The organism is Polaromonas sp. CG_9.7, assembly GCF_015752205.1.
Taxonomy (GTDB): Bacteria; Pseudomonadota; Gammaproteobacteria; order Burkholderiales; family Burkholderiaceae_C; genus Polaromonas.
The window spans coordinates 182,612-209,544 of the sequence record NZ_JADOVG010000002.1 but is presented as its reverse complement, the minus strand read 5'-3'; the positions used below and the strand labels follow the sequence as shown (position 1 = coordinate 209,544).

At 60.8% G+C, this 26,933-nt stretch carries 26 protein-coding genes; 12 read left to right on the top strand and 14 right to left on the bottom strand.

The features are described from left to right. Positions 1 to 36: 36 nt before the first annotated feature. Positions 37 to 1,698, top strand: coding sequence for an NAD(P)/FAD-dependent oxidoreductase (locus IWX87_RS03000; protein ID WP_196862033.1), 1,662 nt, complete (start codon positions 37 to 39; stop codon positions 1,696 to 1,698). Between the two features lie 133 nt (positions 1,699 to 1,831). Further along, positions 1,832 to 2,743 carry a ProQ/FINO family protein gene (locus IWX87_RS02995; RefSeq protein ID WP_196862032.1) on the top strand — a complete coding sequence of 304 codons (912 nt, stop codon included), beginning with the start codon at positions 1,832 to 1,834 and terminating at the stop codon, positions 2,741 to 2,743. Positions 2,744 to 2,791: 48 nt separating this feature from the next. Here the strand turns inward: IWX87_RS02995 and htpX are convergent, their stop codons facing one another. The 3 genes from htpX to pyrC all read right to left on the bottom strand — a co-directional run bounded on the left by htpX (position 2,792) and on the right by pyrC (position 5,688). Further along, positions 2,792 to 3,676 carry a protease HtpX gene (gene htpX, locus IWX87_RS02990; RefSeq protein ID WP_196862031.1) on the bottom strand — a complete coding sequence of 295 codons (885 nt, stop codon included), beginning with the start codon at positions 3,674 to 3,676 and terminating at the stop codon, positions 2,792 to 2,794. A gap of 153 nt (positions 3,677 to 3,829) precedes the next feature. Continuing rightward, positions 3,830 to 4,633 carry a DUF3025 domain-containing protein gene (locus IWX87_RS02985; protein ID WP_196862030.1) on the bottom strand — a complete coding sequence of 268 codons (804 nt, stop codon included), beginning with the start codon at positions 4,631 to 4,633 and terminating at the stop codon, positions 3,830 to 3,832. After that, a complete protein-coding gene (gene pyrC, locus IWX87_RS02980) occupies positions 4,630 to 5,688 on the bottom strand; it encodes a dihydroorotase (protein ID WP_196862029.1) in 1,059 nt (352 codons plus the stop codon). Before pyrC ends, IWX87_RS02985 begins: the two co-directional genes overlap by 4 nt. A 126-nt stretch (positions 5,689 to 5,814) precedes the next feature. Here pyrC and IWX87_RS02975 point away from each other — a divergent pair, with 126 nt between their 5' ends. Genes IWX87_RS02975 through IWX87_RS02965 form a run of 3 tightly spaced genes read left to right on the top strand, consistent with a single transcriptional unit; the run spans position 5,815 to position 8,704 of the window. After that, on the top strand, positions 5,815 to 6,342 hold the full coding sequence (locus IWX87_RS02975; RefSeq protein ID WP_196862028.1) for a TRAP transporter small permease: 528 nt from the start codon (positions 5,815 to 5,817) through the stop codon (positions 6,340 to 6,342). Next, positions 6,339 to 7,637, top strand: a complete 1,299-nt coding sequence (locus tag IWX87_RS02970) for a TRAP transporter large permease (protein ID WP_196862027.1) — start codon at positions 6,339 to 6,341, stop codon at positions 7,635 to 7,637. The genes IWX87_RS02975 and IWX87_RS02970 overlap by 4 nt, the downstream gene beginning before the upstream one ends. Positions 7,638 to 7,672: 35 nt before the next feature. Continuing rightward, a complete protein-coding gene (locus IWX87_RS02965; RefSeq protein WP_196862026.1) occupies positions 7,673 to 8,704 on the top strand; it encodes a DctP family TRAP transporter solute-binding subunit in 1,032 nt (343 codons plus the stop codon). A 212-nt stretch (positions 8,705 to 8,916) separates the two neighbouring features. Here IWX87_RS02965 and rnk read toward each other — a convergent pair whose 3' ends face one another. The 7 genes from rnk to IWX87_RS02930 form a co-directional block, all read right to left on the bottom strand. Next, a complete protein-coding gene (rnk, locus tag IWX87_RS02960; protein ID WP_196862025.1) occupies positions 8,917 to 9,327 on the bottom strand; it encodes a nucleoside diphosphate kinase regulator in 411 nt (136 codons plus the stop codon). Between the two features lie 300 nt (positions 9,328 to 9,627). Beyond that, positions 9,628 to 10,365 (bottom strand): amino acid ABC transporter ATP-binding protein, encoded by a 738-nt coding sequence (locus IWX87_RS02955; RefSeq protein WP_196862024.1) that lies wholly within the window; start codon positions 10,363 to 10,365, stop codon positions 9,628 to 9,630. 45 nt (positions 10,366 to 10,410) lie between these two features. Next, positions 10,411 to 11,079: an amino acid ABC transporter permease gene (locus IWX87_RS02950; RefSeq protein WP_196862023.1), complete on the bottom strand. Its 669-nt coding sequence runs from the start codon at positions 11,077 to 11,079 to the stop codon at positions 10,411 to 10,413. Position 11,080: 1 nt separating this feature from the next. Then, positions 11,081 to 11,803, bottom strand: a complete 723-nt coding sequence (locus IWX87_RS02945) for an amino acid ABC transporter permease (RefSeq protein ID WP_196862022.1) — start codon at positions 11,801 to 11,803, stop codon at positions 11,081 to 11,083. A 107-nt stretch (positions 11,804 to 11,910) separates the two neighbouring features. Continuing rightward, a complete protein-coding gene (locus tag IWX87_RS02940) occupies positions 11,911 to 12,810 on the bottom strand; it encodes a transporter substrate-binding domain-containing protein (RefSeq protein ID WP_196862021.1) in 900 nt (299 codons plus the stop codon). A gap of 401 nt (positions 12,811 to 13,211) precedes the next feature. Continuing rightward, positions 13,212 to 14,192: a LysR substrate-binding domain-containing protein gene (locus IWX87_RS02935; RefSeq protein WP_196862020.1), complete on the bottom strand. Its 981-nt coding sequence runs from the start codon at positions 14,190 to 14,192 to the stop codon at positions 13,212 to 13,214. Between the two features lie 118 nt (positions 14,193 to 14,310). Beyond that, positions 14,311 to 16,176, bottom strand: coding sequence for an ABC transporter ATP-binding protein/permease (locus IWX87_RS02930; RefSeq protein WP_304609478.1), 1,866 nt, complete (start codon positions 16,174 to 16,176; stop codon positions 14,311 to 14,313). A gap of 47 nt (positions 16,177 to 16,223) precedes the next feature. On the opposite strand from IWX87_RS02930, the gene IWX87_RS02925 reads away from it, so the two are divergent. From IWX87_RS02925 to IWX87_RS02910, 4 genes are all read left to right on the top strand, one after another. Continuing rightward, positions 16,224 to 16,679, top strand: coding sequence for an acyl-CoA thioesterase (locus tag IWX87_RS02925; protein ID WP_231374553.1), 456 nt, complete (start codon positions 16,224 to 16,226; stop codon positions 16,677 to 16,679). Positions 16,680 to 16,766: 87 nt separating this feature from the next. Beyond that, on the top strand, positions 16,767 to 17,297 hold the full coding sequence (locus IWX87_RS02920) for an MgtC/SapB family protein (RefSeq protein ID WP_196862019.1): 531 nt from the start codon (positions 16,767 to 16,769) through the stop codon (positions 17,295 to 17,297). A gap of 153 nt (positions 17,298 to 17,450) precedes the next feature. After that, positions 17,451 to 18,407 (top strand): complex I NDUFA9 subunit family protein, encoded by a 957-nt coding sequence (locus IWX87_RS02915; protein WP_196862018.1) that lies wholly within the window; start codon positions 17,451 to 17,453, stop codon positions 18,405 to 18,407. 24 nt (positions 18,408 to 18,431) lie between these two features. After that, positions 18,432 to 19,115 (top strand): glutathione S-transferase family protein, encoded by a 684-nt coding sequence (locus tag IWX87_RS02910; RefSeq protein ID WP_196862017.1) that lies wholly within the window; start codon positions 18,432 to 18,434, stop codon positions 19,113 to 19,115. Positions 19,116 to 19,133: 18 nt separating this feature from the next. On the opposite strand, the gene IWX87_RS02905 is transcribed toward IWX87_RS02910, so the two are convergent. Beyond that, complete coding sequence (locus IWX87_RS02905) at positions 19,134 to 19,364, bottom strand: hypothetical protein (RefSeq protein WP_196862016.1); 231 nt, start codon at positions 19,362 to 19,364, stop codon at positions 19,134 to 19,136. A gap of 285 nt (positions 19,365 to 19,649) precedes the next feature. Between IWX87_RS02905 and IWX87_RS02900 the strand changes: the two genes are divergently transcribed. After that, positions 19,650 to 20,936, top strand: a complete 1,287-nt coding sequence (locus tag IWX87_RS02900) for a multifunctional CCA addition/repair protein (RefSeq protein WP_196862015.1) — start codon at positions 19,650 to 19,652, stop codon at positions 20,934 to 20,936. Positions 20,937 to 20,940: 4 nt separating this feature from the next. On the opposite strand, the gene IWX87_RS02895 is transcribed toward IWX87_RS02900, so the two are convergent. Further along, a complete protein-coding gene (locus tag IWX87_RS02895) occupies positions 20,941 to 21,432 on the bottom strand; it encodes a thioesterase family protein (protein ID WP_196862014.1) in 492 nt (163 codons plus the stop codon). Positions 21,433 to 21,582: 150 nt separating this feature from the next. Continuing rightward, positions 21,583 to 22,107: a phasin family protein gene (locus IWX87_RS02890; RefSeq protein WP_196862013.1), complete on the bottom strand. Its 525-nt coding sequence runs from the start codon at positions 22,105 to 22,107 to the stop codon at positions 21,583 to 21,585. Between the two features lie 239 nt (positions 22,108 to 22,346). On the opposite strand from IWX87_RS02890, the gene IWX87_RS02885 reads away from it, so the two are divergent. Beyond that, entirely contained in the window at positions 22,347 to 23,777 is a 1,431-nt protein-coding gene (locus IWX87_RS02885) for a phosphatidylserine/phosphatidylglycerophosphate/cardiolipin synthase family protein (RefSeq protein ID WP_231374554.1), read from the top strand. A gap of 40 nt (positions 23,778 to 23,817) precedes the next feature. Here the strand turns inward: IWX87_RS02885 and kdsA are convergent, their stop codons facing one another. After that, a complete protein-coding gene (kdsA, locus tag IWX87_RS02880) occupies positions 23,818 to 24,666 on the bottom strand; it encodes a 3-deoxy-8-phosphooctulonate synthase (RefSeq protein WP_196862012.1) in 849 nt (282 codons plus the stop codon). A gap of 540 nt (positions 24,667 to 25,206) precedes the next feature. Here kdsA and IWX87_RS02875 point away from each other — a divergent pair. Beyond that, the gene (locus tag IWX87_RS02875; RefSeq protein ID WP_196862011.1) at positions 25,207 to 26,901 is read left to right on the top strand and encodes an L-lactate permease; all 1,695 of its coding nucleotides are present in this window, start codon (positions 25,207 to 25,209) and stop codon (positions 26,899 to 26,901) included. The last annotated feature ends 32 nt before the right edge of the window (positions 26,902 to 26,933 follow it).

Sequence of the window (26,933 nt, the reverse complement as noted above, 5' to 3'; positions counted from 1 at the left end):
CTGCTTGATAACCACAAGCCACGAACCGGACGAACCATGCTGCGACTGACTGAAATCAAACTCCCGCTCGGGCACGCTGAAAACGCGCTGCAAGAGGCCATTTTTCACACCCTTGACATCACGCTTGCCGAACTGGCGAGCTTCACGGTTTTCAAGCGCAGCTTTGACGCACGCAAGGCCGTGATCATGCAGGTCTACATCGTCGATGTGACGCTGGCCGATGCGGCGCTCGAAGCTCAATTGCTGGTCACACACGCCGGTAACCCGCACATTTTTCCCACGCCCGACATGGCCTACCGCCCGGTCGGCAGCGCTCCGGCGAGCCTGCCGCTACGCCCGGTCGTCATCGGGTTTGGCCCGTGTGGCATGTTTGCCGCGCTGGTGCTGGCGCAGATGGGTTTCAGGCCCATCGTGCTGGAGCGCGGCAAAACCGTACGCGAACGCACCAAGGACACCTGGGGCCTCTGGCGTAAAAATGTGCTGAATCCCGAATCCAATGTGCAGTTCGGCGAAGGCGGCGCTGGCACGTTCTCGGATGGCAAGCTCTACAGCCAGATCAAGGATCCGCGCCATCTGGGCCGCAAGGTGATGAACGAGTTTGTCAAGGCCGGCGCGCCCGCCAATATTTTGTTTGAAGCGCATCCGCACATTGGCACCTTCAAGCTGGTCAAGGTGGTGGAAAACCTGCGCGAGCAGATCATCGCGCTGGGCGGCGAGATCCGCTTCCAGCAGCGCGTGACCGACGTGCTGATCGAGGGCGGCTCTAACAACAAACACATTCGCGGCCTCACGGTCCTCGACCAGGCGACTGGCCAGAGCTACGGCTTGCGCGCCGACCAGGTCGTGCTGGCACTGGGCCACAGTTCGCGCGACACCTTTGCCATGCTGCATGCGCGCGGCGTGTATGTCGAAGCGAAACCTTTTTCCATCGGTTTTCGCGTCGAGCACCCGCAGGGCCTGATCGACCGCGCCCGTTGGGGCCGCCATGCCGGCGACCCGTCCTTGGGCGCGGCCGAATACAAGCTGGTGCACCATGCCAGCAATGGCCGTTCGGTGTACAGTTTTTGCATGTGCCCCGGCGGCACGGTGGTGGCGGCCACGTCTGAGGCTGGCCGCGTCGTGACCAACGGCATGAGCCAGTATTCGCGCAACGAGCGCAATGCCAACGCCGGCATCGTCGTCGGCATCGACCCGCGCGACTATCCCGGCAATCCGCTGGCCGGCATTGAACTTCAGCGCCAGCTTGAAACGCATGCTTTTCTGCTGGGCGGCAGCAACTACGAGGCGCCCGGCCAGCTGGTCGGCGACTTCGTGGCCGGGCGGGCGTCCACCGGCCTGGGCAGTGTCATGCCGTCGTACACGCCGGGTGTGGCGATGGGCGACCTGTCGTCCGCTCTGCCCGGCTATGCGATTGACGCCATGCGCGAAGCCTTCCCCGCCTTTGGCCGCAAGATCAAGGGGTTCGATTTGCATGACGCGGTGTTGACCGGCGTGGAAACACGCACCTCGTCACCCATCAAGATGAGCCGGGGCGACGACCTGCAAAGCCTCAATGTGCGCGGCCTGTACCCAGCTGGCGAAGGCGCGAGTTACGCCGGCGGCATTTTGTCGGCCGGTGTCGACGGCATCAAGGTGGCCGAAGCGGTGGCGCGCAGCCTGCTGCAAGACGCCGAAAGTGCGCGGCTGGCGCTGGCCTGAATCCCCTGATGGACCGGATAGGGGATACTTCGCCCTCACGGATTCACTCCGCAACGCAGGAAAACACTCTGCGCACCATTTTTCAAAGCGATGCCAAGGCGCCGTTCAAACCTCAACCTGACAAAAGCAATCCATGACCGAAACCTTACCAATACCTGCCGAAACCGATGCATCGCCTGCCCCCGAGGACGCGACAACGGCGTCCCCGCCACGCCAGGGCCGGCAAGGCGGACGCGGCCGGACGCAAGCCAAGCCCCCAGCGCGCGCGCCGCGCGAGGTGCATCCGGCACTGCGGCAGCTGTTCGACCTGTACCCAAAAATGTTCGGCGGACAGTTCCTTCCGCTCAAGCTTGGCGTGTTCCAGGACTTGCTGGCGCTTCACCCTGAAATGTTCAAGCGGGACGAGCTGAAAGTTGCGCTCGGCTTGCATGCGCGCTCCACCCGCTACCTGGAAAGCGTGGCGTCCGGCCTGCAGCGCCACGACCTGAACGGCGAACCAGTGGAGCCAGTGGCCCCGGAACATGTCCACCACGCCATCATGGAAGTGTTCCGCAGGCGCCAGGCGCGCTCAAACCAGGACTTGCGGCCTTATGCACGCGCGCAACTGATCGAGGCGATCCACGCATCCGGCCTGAGCCGGGAAAGCTATTTGCTGTGCATCCGCCAGCAGGACGAGGTATCCACGTCATTGCTCGACGACGTCTTTGCCGAACTGGCCGAACACGCCGCCAAGCGTGATGCGCTGCTCAGGATGTTTGAAGCCAGCGGCAAGACAGTGGCCGAGTTTTCGGACATGTACGGCATGAATCCGGACGAGGTAGGCCGCACAGTGCAATGGGCTCGTGCCGACCAGGCAGCGGCTCTTGCCAAGGCGCAGGAAGTTTCAGCGGCCGCAGAAGCAGAAGCAGAAGCAGAAGCAGAAGCAGAAGCAGAAGCAGAAGCAGAAGCAGAAGCAGAAGCAGAAGCAGAAGCAGAAACCGAGGCTGAAATTGTGCCGGAAGCATCGCCCGAGCAATCGACAGCGAAGGCCGACACGGCGCCATGAAAAAGGCCGGCATTGAGCCGGCCTTCAAAAAACAGTCAGGACCCCGGATCAGCCCGGTGCGTTCTGCAGTGCCGCAATGCGCTCTTCAATCGGGGGGTGCGTGGCAAACAGTTTGCCCATGCCGCCGGTGATGCCCATGGCTTCGACTGCCTTGGGCAGTTCGCCCGGCTGCATGCCACCCAGACGGGCCAGCGCATTCATCATCGGCTGCCGGCGTCCCATGAGCTGTGCGGCGCCCGCATCGGCACGAAACTCACGGTGCCGCGAAAACCAGGCCACCACCATGGCAGCGGCAAAGCCCAGCACGATGTCGAGCACGATGGTGCTGATGTAATACCCAATGCCGGGGCCGGAGTTGTTGCTGTCGCCCTTGCGCAAAAAACTGTCCACGGCGTAACCGATGACCCGCGACAGGAACACCACAAAGGTGTTCATCACACCCTGAATCAGTGCCATGGTGACCATGTCTCCGTTGGCGATATGAGCGACCTCGTGAGCGATCACGGCCTCAATTTCTTCCTTGGTCATGCCTTGAAGCAAACCGGTGGTGACCGCCACCAGCGACGAATTTTTGAACGCGCCGGTGGCAAAGGCATTCGGTGCGCCTTCAAAAATGCCGACTTCAGGCATGCCGATCTGGGCTTTTTCAGCCAGCTTGCGCACAGTTTCGACAATCCAGGCTTCGTCGGCATTTTGCGGACCATCGGGGCCGTTGATCACGCGCACCCCGGCGCTCCACTTGGCGATGGGTTTGCTGATCAGCAGTGAAATGATCGCACCGCCAAAGCCGATGACCAGCGCAAAGCCGAGCAACATGGGCAGGTTCAGGCCGTTGGGCGTGAGGAAGCGGTTCACGCCCAGCAGACTTGCCACAATGCCCAACACGACCACGACGGCAATGTTGGTCAACATAAACAGAAAGATGCGTTTCATGGATTCTCCGGGAGACGTTGGATAAAAACAGGGGGGTAAAAAAAGCACACCGGGTACACGCCCGGATTGTGCATATCTCGACAGAAAATGGGGGAGTTTCAGCTCAAATCAAGCTTTTCCGTATGGAATATAGCGGCCCCGGAATTCATCTTTTTATAATTTTTTCTCCGGGCGGGGCGGACGAAAAACCGAAGCGTCATCATAGAAGGAAAAGTCCTCATTTCCGGGCCACCAGCCGGGCACGCCGAGCACCGGCAAGGGCGTGAACGGCTTGCCGGCGAGCTTGGCGGCGCTCAAATCAGCGGCCATCCAGGCGTCCAGTTCCGCTACTGAATCAATAGCTGGTTGCGCTTGATAGACGTGCGCTGTGACCTGTTTTCTTGGAAAAACCAGTTTTTCCAGCAGCGCATGGCCGAAAAGCACCAGCTGCGCTTCTTTCCACAGCGGCCGCAGCTCAACGAACAGCCGCCGCCAGTCGCGCGCATTCAACGCCTCCCACAGCAGCGGCGGCGCCAGAAGGAAAGCGGCGTTTTCATCAAACACCGTCAACGCATCGCGCACCGGGCCGCGCAATGGCTTGACCCCGGCAACGGCGATTTCAGCGGCCTGGAGTTGGTTCAGCCGGGCCTTGGTGGCTGGAAAGCGCATCCAGCACAAGCCATTGAAAAAATCGTGCAGGTTGTCGCGGGTCGGCACATTGCCTTGTTCGAAAATGAACTGCTCATAAGCCATGCCGGTTGGCAATCCGGATTGCGGCAGAAAGCGAACAGGCGCATCGCCTTGTGCGTTGAGGGCCTCCGCCATCGTGGTGCCCAACAAGATTTTTGACTGCACCGCCTGACCACTGGCTCGCCAGCCGTCGAACCAGCCGGAATGCCAGTTGATGGCAGGCAGTGCTTTTTCGGACAGAGGCGTGAGAGGGGGAAAAAGAGTCTTTTCTTCGGGCACTGCGCTCATTGAGCCAGCAGTTTCCACGGCAGCGCCTCGCCTGATCGCAGTGGCTTGAGTTCTGCCTCGCCAAAGGAAAAACTCACTGGCGGCGTCCAGCTTTCTTTTGCCAGCGTGATCGTTCCTTGATTGCGCGGCAGGCCATAAAAGTCAGCGCCGTTGACGCTGGCAAATGCTTCGAGCTTGTCCAGCGCACCGGCCGCCTCAAATGCCTCGGCGTACAACTCCATCGCGGCATGCGCGGTGTAGCAACCGGCGCAGCCCGTGGCGTGCTCCTTGAGGTGTGCCGGATGTGGCGCGCTGTCGGTGCCGAGGAAAAATTGCGTGTTGCCCGACGTGGCCGCATTGACCAGCGCAAGGCGATGGGTTTCGCGCTTGAGCACCGGCAGGCAGTAGTAATGCGGGCGGATGCCGCTGGTGAAGATGGCGTTGCGGTTGTACAGCAGGTGGTGTGCCGTGATGGTCGCACCGAGAAAACGGTCGGCTTGTGCCACGTAGTGCGCCGCTTCCTTGGTCGTGATGTGCTCGAAGACGATCTTCAGCTCCGGAAAATCACGTCGCAGCGGAATCAACTGTGTGTCGATGAACACCGCTTCGCGGTCGAACAGGTCGATGTCGGGCGAGGTGACTTCGCCATGCACCAGCAGCAGCAGGCCTTCGCGCTGCATGGCTTCGAGCGTTTTGTAGGTCTTGCGCAGGTCGGTGACGCCCGCATCGCTGTTGGTGGTGGCGCCGGCCGGGTAGAGCTTGGCCGCCACCACGCCGGCGTCTTTGGCGCGCTTGATCTCGTCGGGCGGCAGGTTGTCGGTCAGGTACAGCGTCATCAGCGGCTCGAAATTCACGCCGGCCGGCACAGCGGCCTGGATGCGCGCCTTGTACGCCAACGCCTGCAAGGCAGTGGTCACGGGCGGGCGGAGGTTGGGCATGATGATGGCGCGGCCAAACTGCGCAGCCGTGTGCGGCACGACCGTCTGCAGCGCGTCGCCGTCGCGCACATGCAAGTGCCAGTCGTCGGGCCGGGTGATAGTGATCTGGGTGGCGGATGTGAGGGTGGCTGAAGTCATGCGCTGAATTGTCGCACCGGCTCAAGGAAATCCCCGATGCGCGAAGCGCTACCGCACCGTTACGATGCAGGCTGGCTGCAGGATAATCCCGGCTGTTTCAACTCTTGCAACCCGGGCTTTCCTTTCATGTCTTCCCCTCCCCACGCTGGCCAGGCGCCTGAAGCCACCCCACCCCTTGACAACCCCGACGAGCCGGTCCGTGTGCCGCTCAAGATCGAAGACTGGCTGACCGTCCTGGTCATGGGCGCGCTGGCGCTGATCACCTTTGCCAATGTCCTGACCCGCTATTTCACCAACCAGTCGTTCGCCTGGACCGAAGAATTCTCGGTGTTTTTGATGATTGTGCTGGCACTGGTCGGCAGTTCGGCGGCCGTGGCGCGGGACCGGCATATCCGTATTGAATACTTTTCGGAAAGCGGCTCAATGGCGCGGCGCAAGAAGCTGTCGCGGCTGGGCGCAGTGCTGGTGGCGCTGCTGTTTGCGCTCATCGGCGTGCTGAGCGCGCGGCTGGTGTGGGACGACTACCGATTTGGCGAAACCTCGCCGGGCATCGGGATTCCGCAGTGGTGGTACACCATCTGGCTGCCGATTTTGTCCATCGGCATTGCACTGCGCGCCGTCGGCCTGTTCATCCGCCGGGGACGCCGCACATGATCGTCACGCTGCTGTTTCTGGCGTTCATCGCCATGATGCTGGTAGGCGTGCCGATTGGCGCGGCGCTCGGCCTGGCCGGCGCCACGGCGATTGCGCTGGCCAATGGCGACTCGCAATGGTTTGGCCTGCTGGCCGTGCCACAGAACTTCTATGCTGGCCTGGGCAAGTACCCGCTGCTGGCGATTCCGATGTTCGTGCTGGTGGGCTCGATTTTCGACCGCTCGGGCGTGGCCTTGCGGCTGGTCAACTTTGCCGTTGCCATCGTCGGGCGCGGCCCCGGCATGCTGCCGCTGGTGGCGATTGTCGTGGCGATGTTTCTGGGCGGCATTTCGGGCTCCGGCCCGGCCTGTGCGGCCGCAGTCGGCGGCGTGATGATCGCGGCGATGAACCGCGCCGGCTACCCGGCGGCTTTTTCAGCCAGCGTGGTGGGTGCGGCGGCGGCGACCGACATCCTGATTCCGCCTTCGGTGGCCTTCATCATTTATTCCGTGCTGGTACCCGGCGCGTCGGTGCCGGCGCTGTTTGCAGCCGGCATGATTCCGGGCATTTTGGCCGGCGTCGCGTTGATCGTGCCGGCCGTGTGGCTGTCACGCAGGCACAAGATGGGCGCGCTGGAAGCCAGCATGCCGCGCCCGCCTTTATGGGCCAGTTTCAAGGAAGCCGTCTGGGGGCTGGCTGCGCCGGTGCTGATCCTGGGCGGCATGCGCGCTGGCTGGTTCACACCGACTGAAGCGGCGGTGGTGGCGGTGTTCTACGGCCTGTTCATCGGCATGGTGATTTACCGCACGATCTCGGTGCGCGACCTGTTTCCCATCCTGCGCGAGTCGGGCGAGTTGTCGGCGGTGATTTTGCTGGTGGTGTCGCTGGCCAGCATTTTTGCCTATTCGCTGAACACACTGGGTGTGATTGACCCGCTGACCAATGCCATCGTCAATTCCGGGTTGGGCGAATACGGCATTTTGTCGCTGCTGATCCTGATGCTGATCACCGTCGGCATGTTCCTCGACGGTATTTCGATCTTCCTGATCTTTGTGCCGCTGCTGCTGCCGATTGCCCAGTTTTACCACTGGGATCTGGTGTGGTTCGGCGTCATCCTGACGCTGAAAGTGGCACTCGGCCAGTTCACCCCGCCGCTGGCGGTCAACCTGATGGTGTCGTGCCGGATTGCCAATGTGCGCATGGAAGAAACCGTGCGCTGGGTGGTCTGGCTGCTGGCGTCCATGTTCCTGGTGCTGGTTGCCGTGATCGCCTTTCCCGAACTGGCCCTGTGGCTGCCGCGCAAGCTGGGCTACTGAGTTCAACCCCTTTTTTTACCCAAGGAGACTTCCCCATGAAACGCAAGAATTTTCTCGGCCTGGCACTGGCCGCCACCGCGCTGGCCTTCAGCGTTGCCGCGCCCGCGCAAACGGCGTACAAGTCCGAATACAAGATGTCGCTGGTGCTCGGGCCCGCTTATCCGTGGGGCAAGGGCGGTGAAATCTGGGCAAATCTGGTCAAGGAACGCACGCAGGGCCGCATCAACATCAAGCTGTACCCGGGGGTGTCACTCCTGCAGGGCGACCAGACGCGTGAATTCAGCGCCATTCGCCAGGGCGTGATCGACCTGGCCGTTGGCTCGACCATCAATTGGTCGCCGCAGGTCAAGGAACTGAATTTGTTCTCGCTGCCCTTCCTGATGCCCGACTATGCGGCGATGGATGCGCTGACGCAGGGCGAGGTTGGCAAGGAGATTTTCAAGATCATCGACAAGGCCGGCGTGATGCCGCTGGCGTGGGGCGAAAACGGCTACCGCGAGATCAGCAACTCCAAGCTGGCCATCAAGAAGCCGGAAGACCTGAAGGGCCTGAAAATCCGCGTCGTCGGCTCGCCGCTGTTTCTGGACACCTTCACGGCACTGGGCGCAAACCCGACCCAGATGAGCTGGGCCGATGCCCAGCCGGCGCTCGCCACGAGCGCAGTCGATGGCCAGGAAAACCCGATCGCCATTTATACCGCCGCCAAGCTCCACACCATGGCGCAAAAATACGTCACGATGTGGGGTTATGTCGCCGACCCGCTGATCTTTGTCGTCAACAAGGACATCTGGGCGTCGTGGACGCCAGCCGACCAGGCCATTGTCAAGCAGGCCGCAGTGGATGCCGGCAAGCAGGAAATCGCCATTGCCCGCAAGGGCCTGGTCGAAGCCGACAAGCCGCTGCTCAAGGACATCGCCGCCAACGGCGTGACCGTGACGCAACTCAGCCCGTCCGAACGTGAAGCCTTTGTCAAGGCGACGCGCCCGGTGTATGACAAGTGGAAAAACCAGATTGGCGCCAACCTGGTCAATACGGCTGAAAAATCGATTGCCGCGCGCAAGCCATAAGCGCTGTGCCGAATGCCAAAAGCCCCGGTTTTCGGGGCTTTTTTTTGCTCGAACGGCGGGAATTTTTGGCTGATGCGAAGTCATCCTCGCCTTCCATCACAGCATTCGACAGATTTTTACTCCTGAATTTATAGCTGCTTGCGCAGACACAGCAAGCGCAAAATGCCTTTTTAATGATGAAACCATCGTTTGCGGGTCCAAACCTGTCCGCGTCAGCGCAGGTAGTCGCCGTTTTCTTCCGGTTGAAAAACAATCTTGAGGATTTTTGCCGAGGCCGGTTCGCCACCGGGTGTGCTCCAGCGGGCGGTCTGGCCCTTTGCCATGCCCAGCAAGGCCGTACCGACCGGAGACAACACCGACACAAAACCGGTGTTCGGATCGGTATCGGGCGGATAGCACAGTGTCAGGGTGCGTTCCTCGCCCAGCATTTCGTCGGCGATCAGAACCCGGGAGTTCATGGTCACCCGATGGGGCGGCACGTCATAGGAAGAAACCAGTTCGGCACTGTCGATCACCGACGCCAGCTCGGCCGCAAACGCCATGTCGGGATGGTTGAGCAGCTTGCTGATACGAACCTGATCGAGTTCGGTCAGAACGCGTGGGGGCTGTGGGGAAGTAGCCATAAATGAACTCCTGAATCAAAAAGCCGGAACAGGCTTACCGGTAAGCCAGCGCTGTAAACGAGGCCCGGTGATCCAGAAAAAAGCGCTACAAGTCAAGGGAGGATGGATCGCCGGGCACCAGAATGTGTCACAGGATGGTGCTGCCACTGTGGCGGGCAACCCCCTGCCCCTGCGCGAACCGCCACGGGGGCAGCAGGCGCATGAGCGATGGCATGGAGGGTGAACGTGAACGTGGGCTGCATAAAGGTTCATCCTAGCATCCACTCATGTGCAGCGAAAGAGGACCAGTCCCCTTTGGGCTCAATGCGACAGGATCTTGTTCAAAAAATCCTTGGTGCGTTCCTGGCGGTTTTCCGGATGGCTAAAGAACTCGTCTTTTGAGCAGTCTTCCAGAATCTTGCCGCCCACGTCCATGAAGATCACGCGGCTGCCGACCTTCTTGGCAAAACCCATCTCGTGGGTGACGACCATCATGGTCATGCCGTCGGTGGCCAGGCCCATCATGCAGTCGAGCACCTCGCCGACCATTTCGGGGTCAAGCGCCGAGGTGGGCTCGTCGAACAGCATGGCAATCGGGTCCATGCTCAACGCCCGGGCAATGGCCACGCGCTGCTGCTGTCCGCCCGACAACTGACCGGGAAACTTGTCCTTGTGCAACATCAGGCCGACGCGGTCCAGGTATTTCAGGCCATGCGATTTCGCTTCGTCAGGCTTGCGGCCCAGCACCTTGACCTGCGCCAAGGTCAGGTTCTCGGTCACGCTCAGGTGCGGGAAAAGCTCGAAATTCTGGAACACCATGCCAACCCTGGAGCGCAGCTTGGGAAGGTCGGTCTTCGGGTCATGCACCGCTTGGCCATCAACAAAAATCTGGCCTTTCTGGAATGGCTCCAGTGCGTTGATGACCTTGATCAGCGTCGATTTTCCCGAGCCCGAAGGCCCGCAAACCACGACGACTTCGCCTTTTTCAATGCGGGTGCTGCATTTGTTCAGCACTTGCACATCACCGTACCATTTGGAAACTTCCTTCAACTCAATCATCTTTTTCTCCGATGTTCTCTTGGGTGTTACTGTATCAAGCTGGGTTTAGCGGATGATGGCAATGCGGTTGTTCAGCCGCTTGACCATCCAGGACAGGCTGTAGCACAGCACGAAATAAACCACGGCAGCCAGCAGGTACGACTCTTCAGGCCGGCCGTAAATCTTGCCAGCGGTGGTGAAGCCCTTGAGCAGGTCGTAGGCACCAATGGCATAGACCAGCGAGGTGTCCTGGAACAGGATGATGGTCTGCGTCAGCAGCACCGGCACCATGTTGCGAAAGGCCTGCGGCAGGATGATCAGCCGCATGTTCTGCCCGTAAGTCATGCCCAGCGCCCGCCCGGCATTCACCTGGCCGCGCGAGATTGACTGGATGCCGGCACGCACGATTTCGCTGAAATACGCGGCCTCGAAGGCGATGAAGGTGATGGTGGCCGAAAGCTCCGCGCCAATGGGGCGGCCAATGATGGTCGGCACCAGCAGGAAAAACCACAGAATCACCATGACCAGCGGAATCGAGCGCATGCCGTTGACATAGATGGTGGCGGGAATCGCCAGCAACTTGCTGCCCGACAGGCGCATCAGTGCCAGCAGCGTGCCCAATACGATGCCGCCCAGCGTGGCGATCACGGTGAGTTGCACGCTGAACAAAAAGCCGTTGATGACGAACCTGGACAAGATGTCCCAGTTGAAAAAAGTCAGGTCAAATCCGAACATGTCAGTGTCCTCCGCCAGTAGCGCCGACCACGATCAGGCCCGGTATCTGCATTTTCTTTTCGACCAGCGCCATCAGCCGGTTCACCGCAAAAGCGGAAATCGCGTAAAGCGCGGTGACGGCAATGTAGATCTCAATGCCGCGCGAGGTTTCTTCCTGCGCCTGCATGGCAAACATGGTGAGTTCGGCAATTGACACGGCAAATGCCACTGACGAGTTTTTCAGCAGGTTCATCGACTCGCTGGTCAGTGGCGGCATGATGATGCGAAAAGCCATCGGCAGGATCACGTAGCGATAAGTCTGCACAGTCGAAAAGCCCAGCGCCATGCCGGCATATCGCTGGCCGCGCGGCAGCGCCTGAACGCCAGCGCGCACCTGCTCGGCAATACGCGCCGAAGTAAAGAAGCCCAGCGCCAGTACCACCAGAACAAAACCGGGCACGTCCTTCATGGCGGGGAACATCTTGGGTACGACGAAGTACCACAGAAAAATCTGCACCAGCAGCGGAATGTTTCGAAACAGCTCGACCCAGACATTGCCCAGCCGAACCAGCCACGGGCTGTTCGGCAGGGTGCGCAAGGTGCCCATCAGCGAACCGAAGATCATGGCGACAACCCAGGAGGCGATGGCCACCGACAAGGTCCAGCCCCAGGCGGTCATCATCCACTCCAGGTAGGTGCGTCCGCCACCGTCATCATTTAAAAAAACTTTCCAATCCCACGTCATGGTGACTCCTGCCTGTTGTGATTTGCCAGCTGATTAATTCCCAGGGTCAAACAACAAACCCCGCCAGCGTGAACACGAGCGGGGTCTTTTGACCTTGAAGTCCAGTATTACTTCGTGGCGTAATTTTCCATCGGCTTGTCGTTCGGCGTGGCCCAGGCCTCTTTGGTGCTTTCGCTCACGGGCAGGCCAACGCGGGTGTTTCTCGGTGGAATCGGCTGCATGAACCACTTGTCCCAGAGCTTGTTGATTTCGCCGCTCTTGATCAGGGCGTCAATGGTGTTGTCGCCAATCTTTTTCAGGTTGACGTCGTCTTTGCGAACCATGATGGCAATCGGCTCGACGCTGAGCACTTCGCCCACGATCTTGAAATCAGCCGGATTCTTGGAAGTCGCAATATTGCCTGCGAGGATCGCTCCATCCATGACAAACGCATCAGCGCGGCCCGATTCCAGCAGCAGGAAGCTGTCGGAGTGGTCCTTGCCATAAATTTCCTTGAAATCAACGCCCGTGGCGCGCTGGTTCTTGCGCAGCGTCTGCACCGACGTGGTTCCGGTGGTGGTGGCGACGCTCTTGCCGTTGAGCTGGGCAATCGAGGTAATGCCTGAATTGGCCTTCACCGCGATACGAACTTCCTCGACAAAGGTAGTGTGCAGGAAGGAAACATCCTTGGCGCGGGTTGCATTGTTGGTGGTGGAGCCACATTCGATGTCGACCGTGCCGTTTTGCACCAGCGGAATCCGGTTCTGCGACGTGACCGGCAGGAATTTGACTTCAAGTTTTCGGCCAACTTCTTTTTCGAGGTTGGCAATGATGCGGTTGCAGATTTCGACGTGGTAACCGACGTATCTACCATCACCCAGGGTATAGGACAGGGCGCCGGACGAATCGCGAACCCCCATGGTGACAACACCGGAAGCCTTGGCCTTGGCGACGGTATCGTTCGCCTGGGCAAAAGCTGCGCCTGACGCGAACAACGCGAGCGCCAGAGTGGCTGTCTTGAATTTCATGAAATCTCCTGTGATGAAACAATTGGAAAAACTATTCTATAGAGCCGACAGCAAGGCCGTGCCAAGGTTTACCCGCTCTGGCAACATGACCCTACCACCCGGGCATCGCCTGCAAATACCTGCTTTCCAGCTTTAAAACCGGACTTGCAAGCATCTCTTTCTCGAAAGCAATCTTTGTGCCGTTCACTTTTTGATGCCCCAACTGCGCATCGGGTGGCGCTTTGAAAAAAATCTCATCTCCAAAAAATCTCTTGTTGATAAAAAGACAAAGAGTATGACCATTCTCGGGTGATGAATCGCATCAAAAATCGAGCGTAACGGACTGTAATTTTACTGTTCCGAAACCGCAAATGCTATTTGTGCGAAAAACTATGCAAAATAGTTATAACACCCCCGGGTTGTTACCTAATTGCGGGCAAGGGCTTGGCGGGCGCCGTCAAGACGCCCAGGCCAACTGCATTGCCCTTGCTATCGGCCTGCGACTGCAAATAAATCCACAAATCCTGGGCGTGGCGTTTGGCAGCATTCCGCGCGTTCGGGCGTTCACGGTAGACCCGGACCTCCATGGTCATTTCAAGGCCCGCGCCGGCACGGACCAGTTTGCGGGAACGAAGCTCTTTTCTCACGGCGCTGAGGGGGAGAAATGCCACGCCATGCCCTTCCAGCGCCATGGCTTTCAGCCCCTCGGCCATGTCGGTCTCGTACACCCGGTCGAGATGGATGGGGACGCCTGACTGCTTGAGGACCAGTTCCACCATGTGTCCCAGATACGCTCCAGGCGCATAACCCAGGTAAGGCAAGGGCTGGCCGGCGTTTCCGGGAAGCCGGAATTCGGGCGTGCCATCGGCGTTGGCCCGACAAAACGGCGCCAGCACTTCCTGACCCAGCAGCACCATCTCGTAGCGATCGGCGTTTAACTGGATGGGCTGTGAGTCATGATGGTAGGAAATCAGGAGGTCGCAATTGCCTTCGGTCAGCCGCAGCACTGCGTCATGCACGTTGAGCGCAATCAGCCGGCTTTTGATCGGGCCGAACTTGTCGCGCAGGCTGCTGACCCACGCGGGAAAGAAGGTGAAAGCCAGCGTGTGCGGCACGGCAAACTCGATGAAGTCCTGGCCTGCCGCCGTGTGGCCACGCAGCATGGCCCGGGTGGACTGCAGGCCCTGCAGCATTTCCAGCGACTGGTTGTAAAGCGTCTTGCCGGCCGGCGTCAGCCGTGTCGGGTAAGAGCTTCGGTCCACCAAATCAGTGCCGGCCCAGGCTTCGAGCGCCTGGATGCGCCGCGAAAAAGCCGGCTGCGTGACATGCCGCAGTTGCGCGGACCGGCTGAAGCTGCGGGTTTCAGCGAGCGAGACAAAATCTTCCAGCCATTTGGTTTCCATGCCCGGATTATGCGGCGGGAAACTGTGCAGGCGGCGTGCATTGCACCGTCAAAAGCAACAATGGGCCGGCGCTCATTGAATCATATTTTGATAGCTGAATATGCCCGTCGTTAAATCGCTAGACGCCGATTTCATCCAGAATTCGTTCGCTGGCCTGCTGCTGCATGGCCCACATGTCGGCATATCGGCCATTCGCTGTCAGCAAGGCGGTGTGGCTGCCTCGCTCGACGATGCGGCCGGCATCCATCACCAGGATTTCATGCGCATCGACCACAGTGGACAGCCGGTGTGCAATCACCAGCGTGGTCTTGTTCTGCGCGGCGGTGCGCAATTCACTCTGGATGGCGCGCTCGTTGGCCGAGTCCAGCGCTGACGTGGCCTCGTCAAAAATCACCACCGGCGGGTTTTTCAGCAGCGTGCGGGCAATCGCCACGCGCTGCTTTTCACCGCCCGACAGCTTCAGGCCGCGCTCGCCGACCATCGTCTGGTAGCCCGTCGGCGTCGAGACGATGAAATCGTGGATGCGCGCAGCCCTGGCGGCTTGCTCGACCTCTTCGTGCGTCGCGCCGGGTTTGCCATAGGCGATGTTGTATTCGACCGTGTCGTTGAACAGCACCGTGTCCTGCGGCACGATGCCGATCGCCTGGCGCACGCTGGCCTGCGTGACCTGCTTGATGTCCTGGCCGGCAATCGTGATGCAGCCCTGCTGCACGTCGTAAAAGCGGTACAGCAGCCGCGCCAGCGTGGACTTGCCGGCACCTGACGACCCGACCACGGCCACGGTCTTGCCGGGCGGAATTTCAAAGCTCACGTTGTGCAAAATCGGCCGCGCCGGGCTGTAGGCGAAGCTGACGTTTTCAAACCGCACGGCCGGTGTGGCCTCTATGTGCAGCGGCTGCGCGCCCGGCTCGTCGGCAATTTCACGTTCGCGCTCCATCAGCGTGAACATCTTTTCCAGATCGGTCAGGCTTTGCTTGATCTCGCGGTAAATCACGCCCAGGAAACCCAGCGGAATGTAGAGCTGGATCATGAAGGCGTTGACCATCACCAGGTCGCCCAGCGTCATGCGGCCATCGACCACGCCCTGCGTGGCGCGCCAGAGCATCGCCACCAGGCCAAACGCAATGATCAGCTGCTGGCCGGCGTTGAGCATGCTCAGCGTGCGCTGGCTGGTGATGGCGGCGGCGCGGTAGCGCACCAGGTTTTCGTCGTAGCGCCTGGCTTCGAACTCTTCGTTGTTGAAATACTTGACGGTTTCGTAATTCAGGAGCGAGTCCATGGCACGGCTGCTGGCCATCGAATCCAGCTCGTTCATGGTCTTGCGAAACTGCGTGCGCCAGTTGGTCACCAGCACGGTGAAGGTGATGTAGAACACCAGCGCAATCAGGGTGATGCCGGCAAACCAGACATCGAACTTGACCGCCAGCAGGCTGAGCACCAGCGTCACCTCGATCAGCGTCGGGATGATGCTGTAGAGCGAATACGAGATCAGCGAATGCACGCCGCGTGTGCCGCGCTCGATGTCGCGTGTCATGCCGCCGGTTTGCCGCTCCAGATGAAAGCGCAGGCTGAGCGCATGCAGGTGCCGGAACACTTCGAGCGAAATGCGCCGCGCCGCGCCTTCGGTGGCCTTGGCAAACACCAGTTCGCGCAGTTCGGTGAACAGCGTGGTCGACAGCCGCAGCAGTCCGTACGCCAGCAGCAAGGCAATCGGCACAACCAGCACGGCCTGCACGTCGCCAGGCTTGAGACTCAGGGTATCGACCAGGTCTTTGAGCAGCAGCGGCACGCCGACATTGGCCAGCTTGGCGCCGACCATGAAGGCCAGCGCGGCCATGGCGCGCCACTTGTATTCCCACAGGTAGGGAAAAAGCCTTTTCAGCGTTGCCCAGTCGGAACGCACAAGCGTGGGCGCGGCCATGGCGCCCGGGGTCGCCACGGCTGGCGCCGGATAGGAATCAGCAGTGGAAGCTCGGGAGCGCATAAGTCACAATCATTGGAGTCATTTTTCAAACCTCAGAGATTGTGCCTATGTCCCTCGAATCAAGCGCTCTGCCGGCCAATACCGCGGCCACCCTCGACCGGGAAACCCGCGCCCTGCACGGCCAGTTGCCGACCGACAAGGAACTGGTGCTCAAGGTCATTCCCATGCCGCGCGACTGCAATGCCAACGGCGACATTTTTGGCGGCTGGGTGATGGCGCAAGTGGACCTGGCGGGCGCGGTGCTGCCGGCACGCTATGTCGATGGCCGCATGGCAACAGTGGCCGTCAACCAGTTCATCTTCAAGCAGCCGGTGCGGGTTGGCGACATCTTGTCGTTCTTTGCCACCGTGACGCGCATCGGCAACACCTCGATCACGGTGCAGGTCGAGGTGTTTGCCGAAGGTTTCCGGGCGCAGGGCCGTTATTACAAGGTCACCGAAGCCAGCCTGACCTACGTGGCGATTGACGACGCCGGCAAACCGCAAAAGATCGCCAAGCCTTGATTGCTATTGAATAAATAGCACCTTATGCACGCCAGATAAGCGCAAAAAGCACTTTTTATATAAAACAGTTGACGACAAGGAGTTGGCATGGGTTCAGGCACGTGGCAGGAGGTGGCTCAAACCATCGCCTCTGAATTTTCCGACCTGCCCGATGCCGCGCAGGTCACCCGCATCTTGCTTCGCCTGACGCTGGCGGCCCTGCTGGGCGGCTTGCTGGGCATTGAGCGCGAGCAAAAAGGCAAGGCCGCTGGCGTGCGCACCCACATGCTGGTGGCCATGGGTGCCGCGCTGTTCGTGCTGCTGTCGCAGCAGTCGGGCATGGAAGACGATGCCGTCAGCCGCGTCATGCAAGGCATCATCGCCGGCATCGGCTTCTTGGGCGCGGGCACCATCCTCAAGGGCGACAACGAAGACAAGGTCAGGGGCCTGACGACGGCCGCCGGCATCTGGCTGACCGCTGCCATAGGCGTGGCCGCCGGCATGGGGCGCGAGTCCACGGCCGTGCTCAGCACGCTGCTGGCGCTCGCCGTGTTGGCCCTGATGCCGCGCCTGGTCAGGATGCTTGAAAAACCCGAAGCGCTGGTGGTCGATGAAACTGCCGGCCAGGACAGGCCTTGAGTCCGCCGGCAAGCAGCGTCAGCCGGTGGTGGTGTGCAGTTATTCAGGCGGAACACTCGAATCGGCCCGCGTTTGTCGGCCACTTGCAGGCCTGAAGCGCTAAAAGAAAAGGTTTTCAGGGAAAACCACGGCAAACACGCTAAATTAGGCCCTATGAAAAAATTTCTGATCTTCGGCGGAACCGGCTTTGTCGGTACCCAGGTTTGCGAAAAACTCAACCAGATGCAATGCCGCGTGACCGTGGCCACGCGCCGCCGCGACAGCGCCCGGCACCTGCAATTGCTGCCGCTGGTGGACGTGGCAGAAATTGACATCAATGACGCGGCGGCCCTGGCCGCACTGGTGGCCGGGCACGATGCGGTGGTCAACCTGATTGCCATCCTGCACGGCTCGGAAGACGCATTTCAAAAGGTGCATGTGCAGTGGCCGCTGAACCTGGTGCGCGCCTGCAAGACCGCCGGCGTGCGGCGGCTGGTACACATCAGCGCATTGGGCGCTTCCACCGAATCGGCATCGATGTACCAGCGCAGCAAAGCGCGCGGCGAAGCCGCCCTGCTCGGTTCGGGGCTGGACGTCACAGTGCTGCGCCCCAGCGTCATCTTTGGTGCGGGCGACAAGTTCCTCAACACCTTCGCGAGCCTGCAGCAGGTGTTTCCGGTGATACCGTTGGCCGGCAGCAACGCGCGCTTCCAGCCGGTGTGGGTCGGCGACGTGGCCAGTGCCGTGGTGCAGTGCCTGCAGGACACTGACACCATCGGCCAGGTGTATGAAGCCTGCGGCCCCGATGTGTTCACGCTGCGCCAGCTGGTGCAGCTGGCCGGCCGCTACGCCGGCATCGGCCAGGGCAACGGCAGGCCGGTGATCGGGCTGCCCAACGCACTGGCGCGAGTGCAGGCGTTTTTCATGGAGCTTGCGCCCGGCGACCCGGTGCTCAGCCGCGACAACCTTGACGCCATGAAGACCGACAACGTCGCCAGCGGCAAACTGCCCGGACTGCAGGCGCTGGGCATCACGCCGGCGTCGCTGGCGGCAATTGGCCCGACCTATCTGGGCGCGCGGGGTTTGCGCAGCGGCCTGATGGCAAAACGCAAAACCTCCGGCCGGTTCTGAACCGTTGCCTTCACCGGGAAATCCATGCTCAAGCTCTACATCGGCAACAAAAACTACTCGTCCTGGTCGATGCGGCCCTGGGTGCTGCTCACGCAGGCCGAGATTGCGTTTGAGGAAATCTTCGTCCGCTTCGATTCGTTTGACGAAGGTTCGGACTTCAGAAAGCAGATCAGCACCGTCAGCCCGGTGGGCAAGGTGCCGGTGCTGGACGACGACGGGTTCAAGGTGTGGGACACGCTGGCGATTGCCGAATACCTGGCCGAGCGTTTTCCTGAAAAGAACCTCTGGCCGCAAGCCGTTCAAGCCAGGGCGCGGGCGCGCAGCATCTGCGCCGAAATGCACAGCGGCTTTGCCGCCCTGCGCAGCGCCTGCCCGATGAACATCGAAGCCAACCTGGCAGACACCGGCGCGTTGATCTGGCGCGACAAGCCTGCGGTGCGCACCGACGTGGCACGCCTGGTCGCCATGTGGCGCGAACTGCTGGCCGGACACGAGGGGCCCATGCTGTTTGGCGACTTCTGCATAGCCGACGCTTTTTTCGCGCCGGTCTGCATGCGGCTTAAAACCTACGCCCTGCCGGTGCCCGACGACATTGCCGCCTACATCGAACGCTTGTCCGCCATGCCCGGCGTCAAGGCCTGGACAGCCGGCGCGCTGGCAGAAAACGACTTTCGCGAATTCGAGGAACCGTACCGGCTGCAACGCTGACCTGGCGCACGCCGGGCATCAAGCCTGCGCTTTCATGGCCCCGCGAATGTTCATTGCCGCCAGGCAGACCTGCAACACGATGAGTGCTGGCGCGCCGGTGTGAACGCCCCAGACGATCCACAACACATTGCTGGCCAGAAACAGCCAGAAGCCCCAGTTGCGCTTGCCTTTGTGGCTCGACGCCACATACCAGGCCGCCACCACGGTGACCAGCATGGCCGGCCATTGCACCAGGTTCAGCAGGTCCATGCGGACTCCTGGCTGGTGGCGCCCGGCAGGCAAGGCGGCAGGCAGTGCGTCAGGAAGATGGGACGGGGATTTTCAGGGTTGGGGAAAAGCATGGCGATGGTGTCCACCTAAAAGCAGTCCGGCCACACGGTATGGCGAGGCCCGGGGAACCGATAGCATCCCCGCAGCAAAGAGCAGCCAATGCTGGTGATTTTCGACAAATGCCGTAGGAAATTGGCGCTTGGGACAGCGGGGCAACCGCGTGCCGGAGCAGGGCCGCCCTTGTGCCGACGCTAAACTGCCCGAATGAAAATCTACATGGTCGGCGGCGCGGTGCGCGACAAATTGCTGGGCCTGCCCGTACAAGACCACGACTGGGTGGTGGTGGGCGCCACGCCGCAAGCCCTGACGGCGCAGGGATTCCTGCCAGTTGGCAAAGACTTTCCGGTGTTTTTGCATCCACAGACGCGTGAAGAATATGCATTGGCGCGCACCGAGCGCAACAGCGCGCGCGGCTACCGGGGCTTTACCGTCCATGCCGCGCCCGATGTGACGCTGGAGCAGGATCTGGCACGACGCGACCTGACTATCAATTCCATAGCGGCTCCCGCCCACTCACAAAGCGCCAATGGCACTTTTGAGCCTGATTTTGATGCGCTGGTCGATCCCTACGGCGGCCAGCGCGACTTGCAGGCCAAAGTATTGCGCCATGTCACCGACGCGTTTCGCGAAGACCCGGTGCGCATCTTGCGGCTGGCGCGGTTTGCGGCACGCTTTGCCGACTTTTCCATCGCGTCCGAAACGCTGGCGATGATGTGTGACATGGTGGACGATGGCGAAGTCGATGCGCTGGTACCCGAGCGCGTCTGGCAGGAACTGGCGCGCGGGCTGATGGAGCGCACGCCCTCGCGCATGCTCGAGGTGCTGCGCGAGTGCGGCGCGCTGCGCCACCTGCTGCCCGAAGTGGACCGGCTCTGGGGCGTGCCGCAGCGCGCCGAATACCACCCGGAAATCGACACCGGCGTTCACCTGATGATGGTGCTGGACATGGCCGCGCAGCTCGACGCGCCGCTGCCGGTGCGCTTTGCCTGCCTGTGCCACGACCTGGGCAAGGGATTAACGCCAGCCGACGTGTTGCCGCGCCACATCGGCCACGAGGAGCGCAGCGCCAAATTGCTCAAGGGCGTGTGCCAGCGCCTGCGCGTACCCGTGGAGTGCCGCGAAATTGCCGACGTGGTGGCGCGCGAGCATGGCAACATCCACCGCAGCGCAGACTTCAGCCCCGCCGCCATGGTGCGTTTGCTGGAGCGTTGCGACGCATTTCGCAAGCCGCAGCGCTTTGCCGACATCTTGCTGGCTTGCGAATGCGATGCGCGCGGCCGCCTGGGGTTGCAGGAATCAAGCTATCCGCAGCGCCCCCGGCTGCTGGCAGCGCTGGCGGCAGCCCAGAGCGTGGCAACCGACCAGGTCGCCGACCAGGCCATGGCGGCTGGCCAGAGTGGCCCGAAGATTGGCGAGTGGATTCACCGGGCGCGGGTGCAAGCCGTCGCCCAGCACCTGGTTTTTGCATCCGCGCTTGCGGCGTCGCCCTGAGCCCTCAGGAAACGATGTAGGCGGCTGCCCCGGTCGAGAGCAGCGTGCCGTCTGCGCCTAAAAATTCCATGCGCGTGCTGGCCACGCGCGAGCCCAGGCGCATCACTTCGGCGCGCAACTCGAAATGCACACCAATGCCGGGGCGCAGGTAATCGACGCGCAAATCAATCGTGCCGAGCTTGTGAAAGCGCTGCAGCCGCTGCTCCGGCGTGTCGTTCATGTGCCGGGCGCCCATGGCCACCATCACCGCCAGCCCGCCCATGGCGTCCAGTCCGGCGCTGATGACGCCGCCATGAATACGGTTGTAGGCCGGATGGCCGATGAGTTCGTGCCGCATGTCGATGCGGGCGGTGACGCGGTCGGCCTTGAGCGAGGTGATCTTCAGTCCGAGCATCTGGTTGAAAACAATTTTTTCTTCGAAGATGGCTTTGAGTCCGGTGATGAACTCCTCTTCAAACTCGGGCAGGGGCGCGGCAGCGGTCAAATGTTGGGTCATGGCGTGCATTGTCCGCGAGCACTTGCCGGACCGTAAGGGCTTTGCAGCGCACCGGACCTTAAAAACTGCCATCGTGCCAAAAAAAACGGCACCCGAAGGTGCCGCAGTTTGATGCCGGGGCGTTGAAAGCCCCGGTTTTTTTGTCAGTGCTTACTCGGCTTTTTGACCAGCGGTGGACAGCGAGGCCATGTTGGACTCGACCATTTGCGCAGCCTGCTTGGCGCTTTTCTGGGCGGTTTCAACAGCATTGTTGCCGGCCGTCATGGCGGACTTGATGACTTCAACGGCGGCTTCGGAACCGGCTGGTGCATTCTTCAGCGAGGTTTCCAGCAGTTCGGTGACGGTCTTTTGCGATTCAGCGCTGGCCGCTTCGAACACCTTGGTGAAATCGGCGCTGCTGCCGGACACGATGTCGTACAGGTGGCGGCTGTAGGAAGCTGCTTTTTCAGCCATTGGCTTGGCCATGTCCGATTGCAGGGACATCAGACCCTGGACGTCCTTGACTTCGGTCAGGGCTTGCAGGTGGCTGATGGACTCGCCGATCATGGCTTTCGAAGCGGCCATGTTCAACTCGATCAGCTTTTCGAAGCTGGCGAATGTTTTTTCAGACAGTCCGGCAAAGGCTTCGACGTTGGATTTTTGGGTGGCGATCAGCTGGTCGTTGTTGAAGTTCATGGTAGCTCCTTGGGTTGAGATTAAAAAATGTTGCAGTGCAGCAATTACACCATTACATGTCATTTAATGCAAGCCCACTTTTTATTCGTAGTTGTAAACAGTAAAAACCCTCGCACTTTTCGGCATGGCTTGATGACCATGGCCACCCCTTGTTGACGATATAGTGGTTCGATGCCTACCCGCCCGTTTCGACCCATGCCAACCGTTGCCAGCCGAATGCACTGCCAGCCGCTGGCTTCATGATGCCTCGCCTGCATGAATTCCTGAGCCATTGGGGGTTGACGGTGCATGGCCTGGTGACGCTGGCGGGCCTGGTGGTGTATGTCATCGCCTCGCATACCCGGCGCCAGCGCAGGCATCCGTCAGCTGCCATCGCCTGGGTGGTGTCGCTCGCCTTGATGCCTTATTTGGCGCTGCCGCTGTACCTGTTGTTCGGCAGCCGCAAGGTGACGCGCGGGCCGCTGTTGCGCGACACGCCCGCCCTGCCGGTCAATATGCCGGCACTGAATGCGCCGGCGTATCGCTTCCAGCAGCTGGCCGCTGCCATGGGCCTGCCGCCCGCTGCGGCCTACGAGCAGCTGGCCATTCACCAAAATGGAAAGGAAGCGCTGGCTGCACTTCGCAGCGTGCTGCTGGAGGCCAGGCAAACGCTGGACATCTGCACGTTTTTGATCGGTCGCGACGCCCTGGGGCGTGAAGTCAGCGACCTGCTGATGCAGCAGGCGCGTCGCGGCGTGCGGGTGCGGCTGCTGGTGGACGGCATTGGCGTGTACCTGGGTGGACGGCCCGACTTGAAGCCGCTGTCGGCAGCCGGCGTGCAGGTGGCGCTGTTCGTTTCGCCATTTCGCTCGCCGCTGCCCGGCCGCACCAACCTGCGCAATCACCGCAAGATGGTGGTGGCAGATGGCCATCGCATGTGGTCCGGCGGGCGCAACCTGGCAGCGGAATATTTTGTTGGCGACGCGGCCGGCCAGCCGCCAAGAGCGCCCTGGATCGACCTCAGCTTTGACTTTCGCGGCGACCTGGCGCGCCAGGCGCAGCAGCGCTTTGACCAGGACTGGGACTTTGCCACGCAGGCAGTGAAGAAGGTTCGGCCCTCACCCTCACTCGCGCTGGCCGGGCCGACCTTCGACGTGGCGGGTGCACAGCTGATTGCCAGCGGTCCTGACCAGGCAGAGGACACGCTGTATTCGTTGCTGATCGCCAGCTGCTTCACGGCGCGCAGCCGCATCCTGCTGATCACGCCTTACTTTGTGCCTGATTCCACGTTGCTGATGGCGCTGACGCTGGCCGCCCGGCGCGGTGTGGCCGTTGACCTGATCATGCCGCGCCGTTCCAACCACATGCTGGCCGACATGGCGCGGCCGGCCGCCCTGCGCGAAATGGCGGCCGCAGGCGCCAGCGTCTGGCTGGTCGATGGAATGGTCCATGCCAAGGCCATCGTCATCGACACCGAACTGGCGCTGGCCGGATCAGCCAACCTCGATGAGCGCAGCCTGTTTCTGAATTATGAGTTGATGATTGCTTTTTTCAGACCCGCCGATGTGCATCGCTTTGCCTGCTGGATCGAGCAGCAGCGCGCCATGGCCCGGCTGTACCGGGCAAAAGTCCCCAGTGCGATGGTCGAGTTTTCAGAAGGCTTGATTCGCTGGCTGGCGTTTCAGCTTTGAGCGTCGCGCGGCGCAGAACATCCGTTCCCGGTCAGTGCGCTTATTTGATCGGTAAGGGCGCGAATGACTTCACCAGGTCATCGAGCGCCTTCATCTGCGCCAGGAAAGGCTCCAATTGGTCCAGCGGCAAGGCGCTCGGCCCGTCGCATCGGGCGTTATCAGGATCAGGATGCGCCTCCAGAAACAGGCCTGCCAGCCCCACCGCCAGGCCAGCGCGCGCCAGTTCGGCCACCTGCTGGCGACGACCGCCAGACGCCGCGCCTCCGGGGTCGCGCTGCTGGAGCGCGTGTGTGACATCAAAAATGATCGGCAGGTCGTTGCAAGCCTTTTTCATCACGCCGAAACCCAGCATGTCCACCACCAGGTTGTCGTAACCGAAACAGGTGCCGCGGTCGCACAAAATCAGCTGCTCGTTGCCGGCTTCCCTGAACTTTTCGACGATATTGCCCACCTGCGCGGGGCTGAGGAACTGCGGCTTCTTGATGTTGATGACCCGTCCGGTCCTGGCCAGCGCCACCACCAGATCGGTTTGCCGCGCCAGAAAGGCGGGCAGCTGCAGCACATCGACCACCTCGGCGACAGGCGCAGCCTGCCAGGTCTCGTGTACATCGGTGATCAGCGGAACGCCGAATTCCGCCTTCACCGCTTCAAAAATCCGCAAGCCTTCTTCCAGTCCCGGGCCACGGTAGGAATGGATGGACGAACGATTGGCCTTGTCAAAACTGGCCTTGAAAACATAGGGAATGCCCAGCTTTTGGGTGACGCGTACATATTCCGCGCACGAGCGCAGCGCCAGGTCACGCGACTCAAGGACGTTGATGCCGCCGAACAGCACGAAGCTGCCAGCGTTGCTGACGTTGATGTGGTTGTTGATGGTGATGGTGATCAAGTGAGTCTCCAGACAGTCAAATTTTTCATAAGGTTTCTTGAAATCATTCAATGAACCGAGGCTGTTGGACCTAGCAAAAGCATTCCACCAAGACAAGGCTCGGCGGCAGACCTTGATTGCTATTGTCTGTCCAGTTCAGATCACCACTTGTTGATAACCAGTTTGCAGCGCTCATCAGCGCAGAAATTTTTTGTTACTCTTTTTGGATGACTATCAAGCCCCCCCCGGTACAGCGCAGTCCACCAGCCTATGCGATACCTTGCACTGCCTTGGTTGTGTTTTACCTTTCCAAAAATTCCGACACAAAGACCTACAAAGTTTCTTGAATCGACTTGCCAACAACACTCAAACTAAGTGTGACGCTTTGTTTCTATAGTCTGGACACGTATTGAAGTGCCCTGGCAGCCAAGCCGCTTGTCCAATCCTCCAAGATCGAGAAAATCGACCCCCTTAACCCTTACCCCTCAGGAGACACTTCATGACACTACAGCAGCTACCCGCCTTTTTTGGCAAGTCCTACCTTTTTGTCGGGCTTGCGGCATGAACCAGACCCTCCTCTCCCTTCTGGCGTTTGCGCCACTTGTGCTGGCGGCCGTGCTGCTGGTCGGCCTGAACTGGCCGGCCAAGCGGGCCATGCCGGTGGTGCTGCTGGTCACGGTGCTGATTGCACTGACCGCATGGGACATGTCGGTCAACCGCGTGCTGGCGTCGAGCCTTCAGGGCTTGATACTGACGGGCGCCATCCTCTGGATCATCTTTGGCGCCATATTGCTGCTCAACACGCTGAAACACTCCGGTGCCATCAGGGCCATACGCGGCGGCTTTTCCAACATCAGCCCGGACCGCCGGGTTCAGGTCATCATCGTGGCGTGGCTGTTTGGCTGCTTCATCGAAGGGGCCTCCGGGTTTGGCACGCCGGCTGCCGTCGCTGCGCCGTTGCTAGTGGCACTGGGCTTTCCCGCCATGGGCGCGGTGATGCTGGGCATGATGGTGCAGTCAACCCCCGTGTCATTCGGCGCGGTGGGCACGCCCATCGTTGTCGGTGTATCGGGCGGGCTGGACAAGGCCGGCATTTCCCAGCAGCTGCTGGACAAGGGTTCGGACTGGGAAACGTTTTACCGGCTGATCACGTCGGAAGTCGCCATCACGCATGCCCTCATCGGCATTGCGATGCCGCTGCTGATGTGCGTGATGCTGACGCGGTTCTTTGGCCGCAACAAATCCTGGACTGAAGGTTTGGCGATAGCGCCTTTTGCGCTGTTTGCGGGCCTTTCCTTTGTGATTCCCTATGCGGCGGCAGGTGTCTTTCTCGGCCCCGAGTTCCCCTCCATCATTGGCGCACTGGTGGGCCTGTTGATCGTGGTGCCCGCCGCCAAGGCAGGTTTTCTGCTGCCCAAAAAGACCTGGGATTTTGCCGATGCCAAGGACTGGCCCGAGCAGTGGATGGGCAGCATCCAGATCAAGCTGGACGACATGACGGCCAAGGCGCCCATGTCTGTCGGCCTGGCCTGGCTGCCCTACCTGCTGCTGGCCGGCCTGCTGGTGCTGTCGCGCGTCAATGCGGATGTGAAGGGATTCTTTCTCAACAACCTGGCGCTGGGCTGGAAAAATATTCTGGGCGAGACCGGCTTGTCGGGCAGCATTGAATTTTTATACCTGCCAGGCGGAATCATGGTGATGGTGGTGCTGGCAACATTCGTGTTGCAGCGCATGAAGTTCCGGGAACTCCAGGCCGCGGTCAGCGAGTCGTCGCGCACGCTGCTGGGCGCCGGTTTCGTGCTGATCTTCACCATTCCCATGGTGCGGATCCTGATCAACTCGGGCGTCAACCTGGGCGGCCTGCCATCCATGCCACGGGCCATGGCCGAACTGGTGGCCAGCGGCGTGGGCCATGTCTATCCGTTCTTCGCCCCAGCGATCGGCGCACTGGGCGCCTTCATTGCCGGCTCGAACACGGTGTCGAACCTGATGCTGGCGCAGTTCCAGTTTGACACCGCCCACCTGATCGGCGTCTCGGGAGCCATGCTGGTGGCCGCGCAGGCCGTGGGCGCCGCAGCAGGCAACATGATCGCCATCCACAATGTGGTGGCGGCTTCGGCCACGGTCGGGCTGCTGGGACGTGAAGGCGCCGTGCTGCGCATGACCATCATTCCCACCATCTACTACCTGATCATGGCCGGCCTGCTGACGCTGATTGCCATCCATGTCGTCGGCGTTACCGATGCGCTGATGTAATTCCCATTCCTGCGCAGGTGCATCGCGCACCT

Excerpts from the sequence above, each read along its gene's own strand:
- IWX87_RS03000 (WP_196862033.1), top strand. The coding sequence starts at position 37 with ATGCTGCGACTGACTGAAATCAAACTCCCGCTCGGGCACGCTGAAAAC.
- IWX87_RS02995 (WP_196862032.1), top strand. The coding sequence starts at position 1,832 with ATGACCGAAACCTTACCAATACCTGCCGAAACCGATGCATCGCCTGCC.
- htpX (WP_196862031.1), bottom strand. The coding sequence starts at position 3,676 with ATGAAACGCATCTTTCTGTTTATGTTGACCAACATTGCCGTCGTGGTC.
- IWX87_RS02985 (WP_196862030.1), bottom strand. The coding sequence starts at position 4,633 with ATGAGCGCAGTGCCCGAAGAAAAGACTCTTTTTCCCCCTCTCACGCCT.
- pyrC (WP_196862029.1), bottom strand. The coding sequence starts at position 5,688 with ATGACTTCAGCCACCCTCACATCCGCCACCCAGATCACTATCACCCGG.
- IWX87_RS02975 (WP_196862028.1), top strand. The coding sequence starts at position 5,815 with ATGTCTTCCCCTCCCCACGCTGGCCAGGCGCCTGAAGCCACCCCACCC.
- IWX87_RS02970 (WP_196862027.1), top strand. The coding sequence starts at position 6,339 with ATGATCGTCACGCTGCTGTTTCTGGCGTTCATCGCCATGATGCTGGTA.
- IWX87_RS02965 (WP_196862026.1), top strand. The coding sequence starts at position 7,673 with ATGAAACGCAAGAATTTTCTCGGCCTGGCACTGGCCGCCACCGCGCTG.
- rnk (WP_196862025.1), bottom strand. The coding sequence starts at position 9,327 with ATGGCTACTTCCCCACAGCCCCCACGCGTTCTGACCGAACTCGATCAG.
- IWX87_RS02955 (WP_196862024.1), bottom strand. The coding sequence starts at position 10,365 with ATGATTGAGTTGAAGGAAGTTTCCAAATGGTACGGTGATGTGCAAGTG.
- IWX87_RS02950 (WP_196862023.1), bottom strand. The coding sequence starts at position 11,079 with ATGTTCGGATTTGACCTGACTTTTTTCAACTGGGACATCTTGTCCAGG.
- IWX87_RS02945 (WP_196862022.1), bottom strand. The coding sequence starts at position 11,803 with ATGACGTGGGATTGGAAAGTTTTTTTAAATGATGACGGTGGCGGACGC.
- IWX87_RS02940 (WP_196862021.1), bottom strand. The coding sequence starts at position 12,810 with ATGAAATTCAAGACAGCCACTCTGGCGCTCGCGTTGTTCGCGTCAGGC.
- IWX87_RS02935 (WP_196862020.1), bottom strand. The coding sequence starts at position 14,192 with ATGGAAACCAAATGGCTGGAAGATTTTGTCTCGCTCGCTGAAACCCGC.
- IWX87_RS02930 (WP_304609478.1), bottom strand. The coding sequence starts at position 16,176 with ATGCGCTCCCGAGCTTCCACTGCTGATTCCTATCCGGCGCCAGCCGTG.
- IWX87_RS02925 (WP_231374553.1), top strand. The coding sequence starts at position 16,224 with ATGTCCCTCGAATCAAGCGCTCTGCCGGCCAATACCGCGGCCACCCTC.
- IWX87_RS02920 (WP_196862019.1), top strand. The coding sequence starts at position 16,767 with ATGGGTTCAGGCACGTGGCAGGAGGTGGCTCAAACCATCGCCTCTGAA.
- IWX87_RS02915 (WP_196862018.1), top strand. The coding sequence starts at position 17,451 with ATGAAAAAATTTCTGATCTTCGGCGGAACCGGCTTTGTCGGTACCCAG.
- IWX87_RS02910 (WP_196862017.1), top strand. The coding sequence starts at position 18,432 with ATGCTCAAGCTCTACATCGGCAACAAAAACTACTCGTCCTGGTCGATG.
- IWX87_RS02905 (WP_196862016.1), bottom strand. The coding sequence starts at position 19,364 with ATGGACCTGCTGAACCTGGTGCAATGGCCGGCCATGCTGGTCACCGTG.
- IWX87_RS02900 (WP_196862015.1), top strand. The coding sequence starts at position 19,650 with ATGAAAATCTACATGGTCGGCGGCGCGGTGCGCGACAAATTGCTGGGC.
- IWX87_RS02895 (WP_196862014.1), bottom strand. The coding sequence starts at position 21,432 with ATGACCCAACATTTGACCGCTGCCGCGCCCCTGCCCGAGTTTGAAGAG.
- IWX87_RS02890 (WP_196862013.1), bottom strand. The coding sequence starts at position 22,107 with ATGAACTTCAACAACGACCAGCTGATCGCCACCCAAAAATCCAACGTC.
- IWX87_RS02885 (WP_231374554.1), top strand. The coding sequence starts at position 22,347 with ATGATGCCTCGCCTGCATGAATTCCTGAGCCATTGGGGGTTGACGGTG.
- IWX87_RS02875 (WP_196862011.1), top strand. The coding sequence starts at position 25,207 with ATGAACCAGACCCTCCTCTCCCTTCTGGCGTTTGCGCCACTTGTGCTG.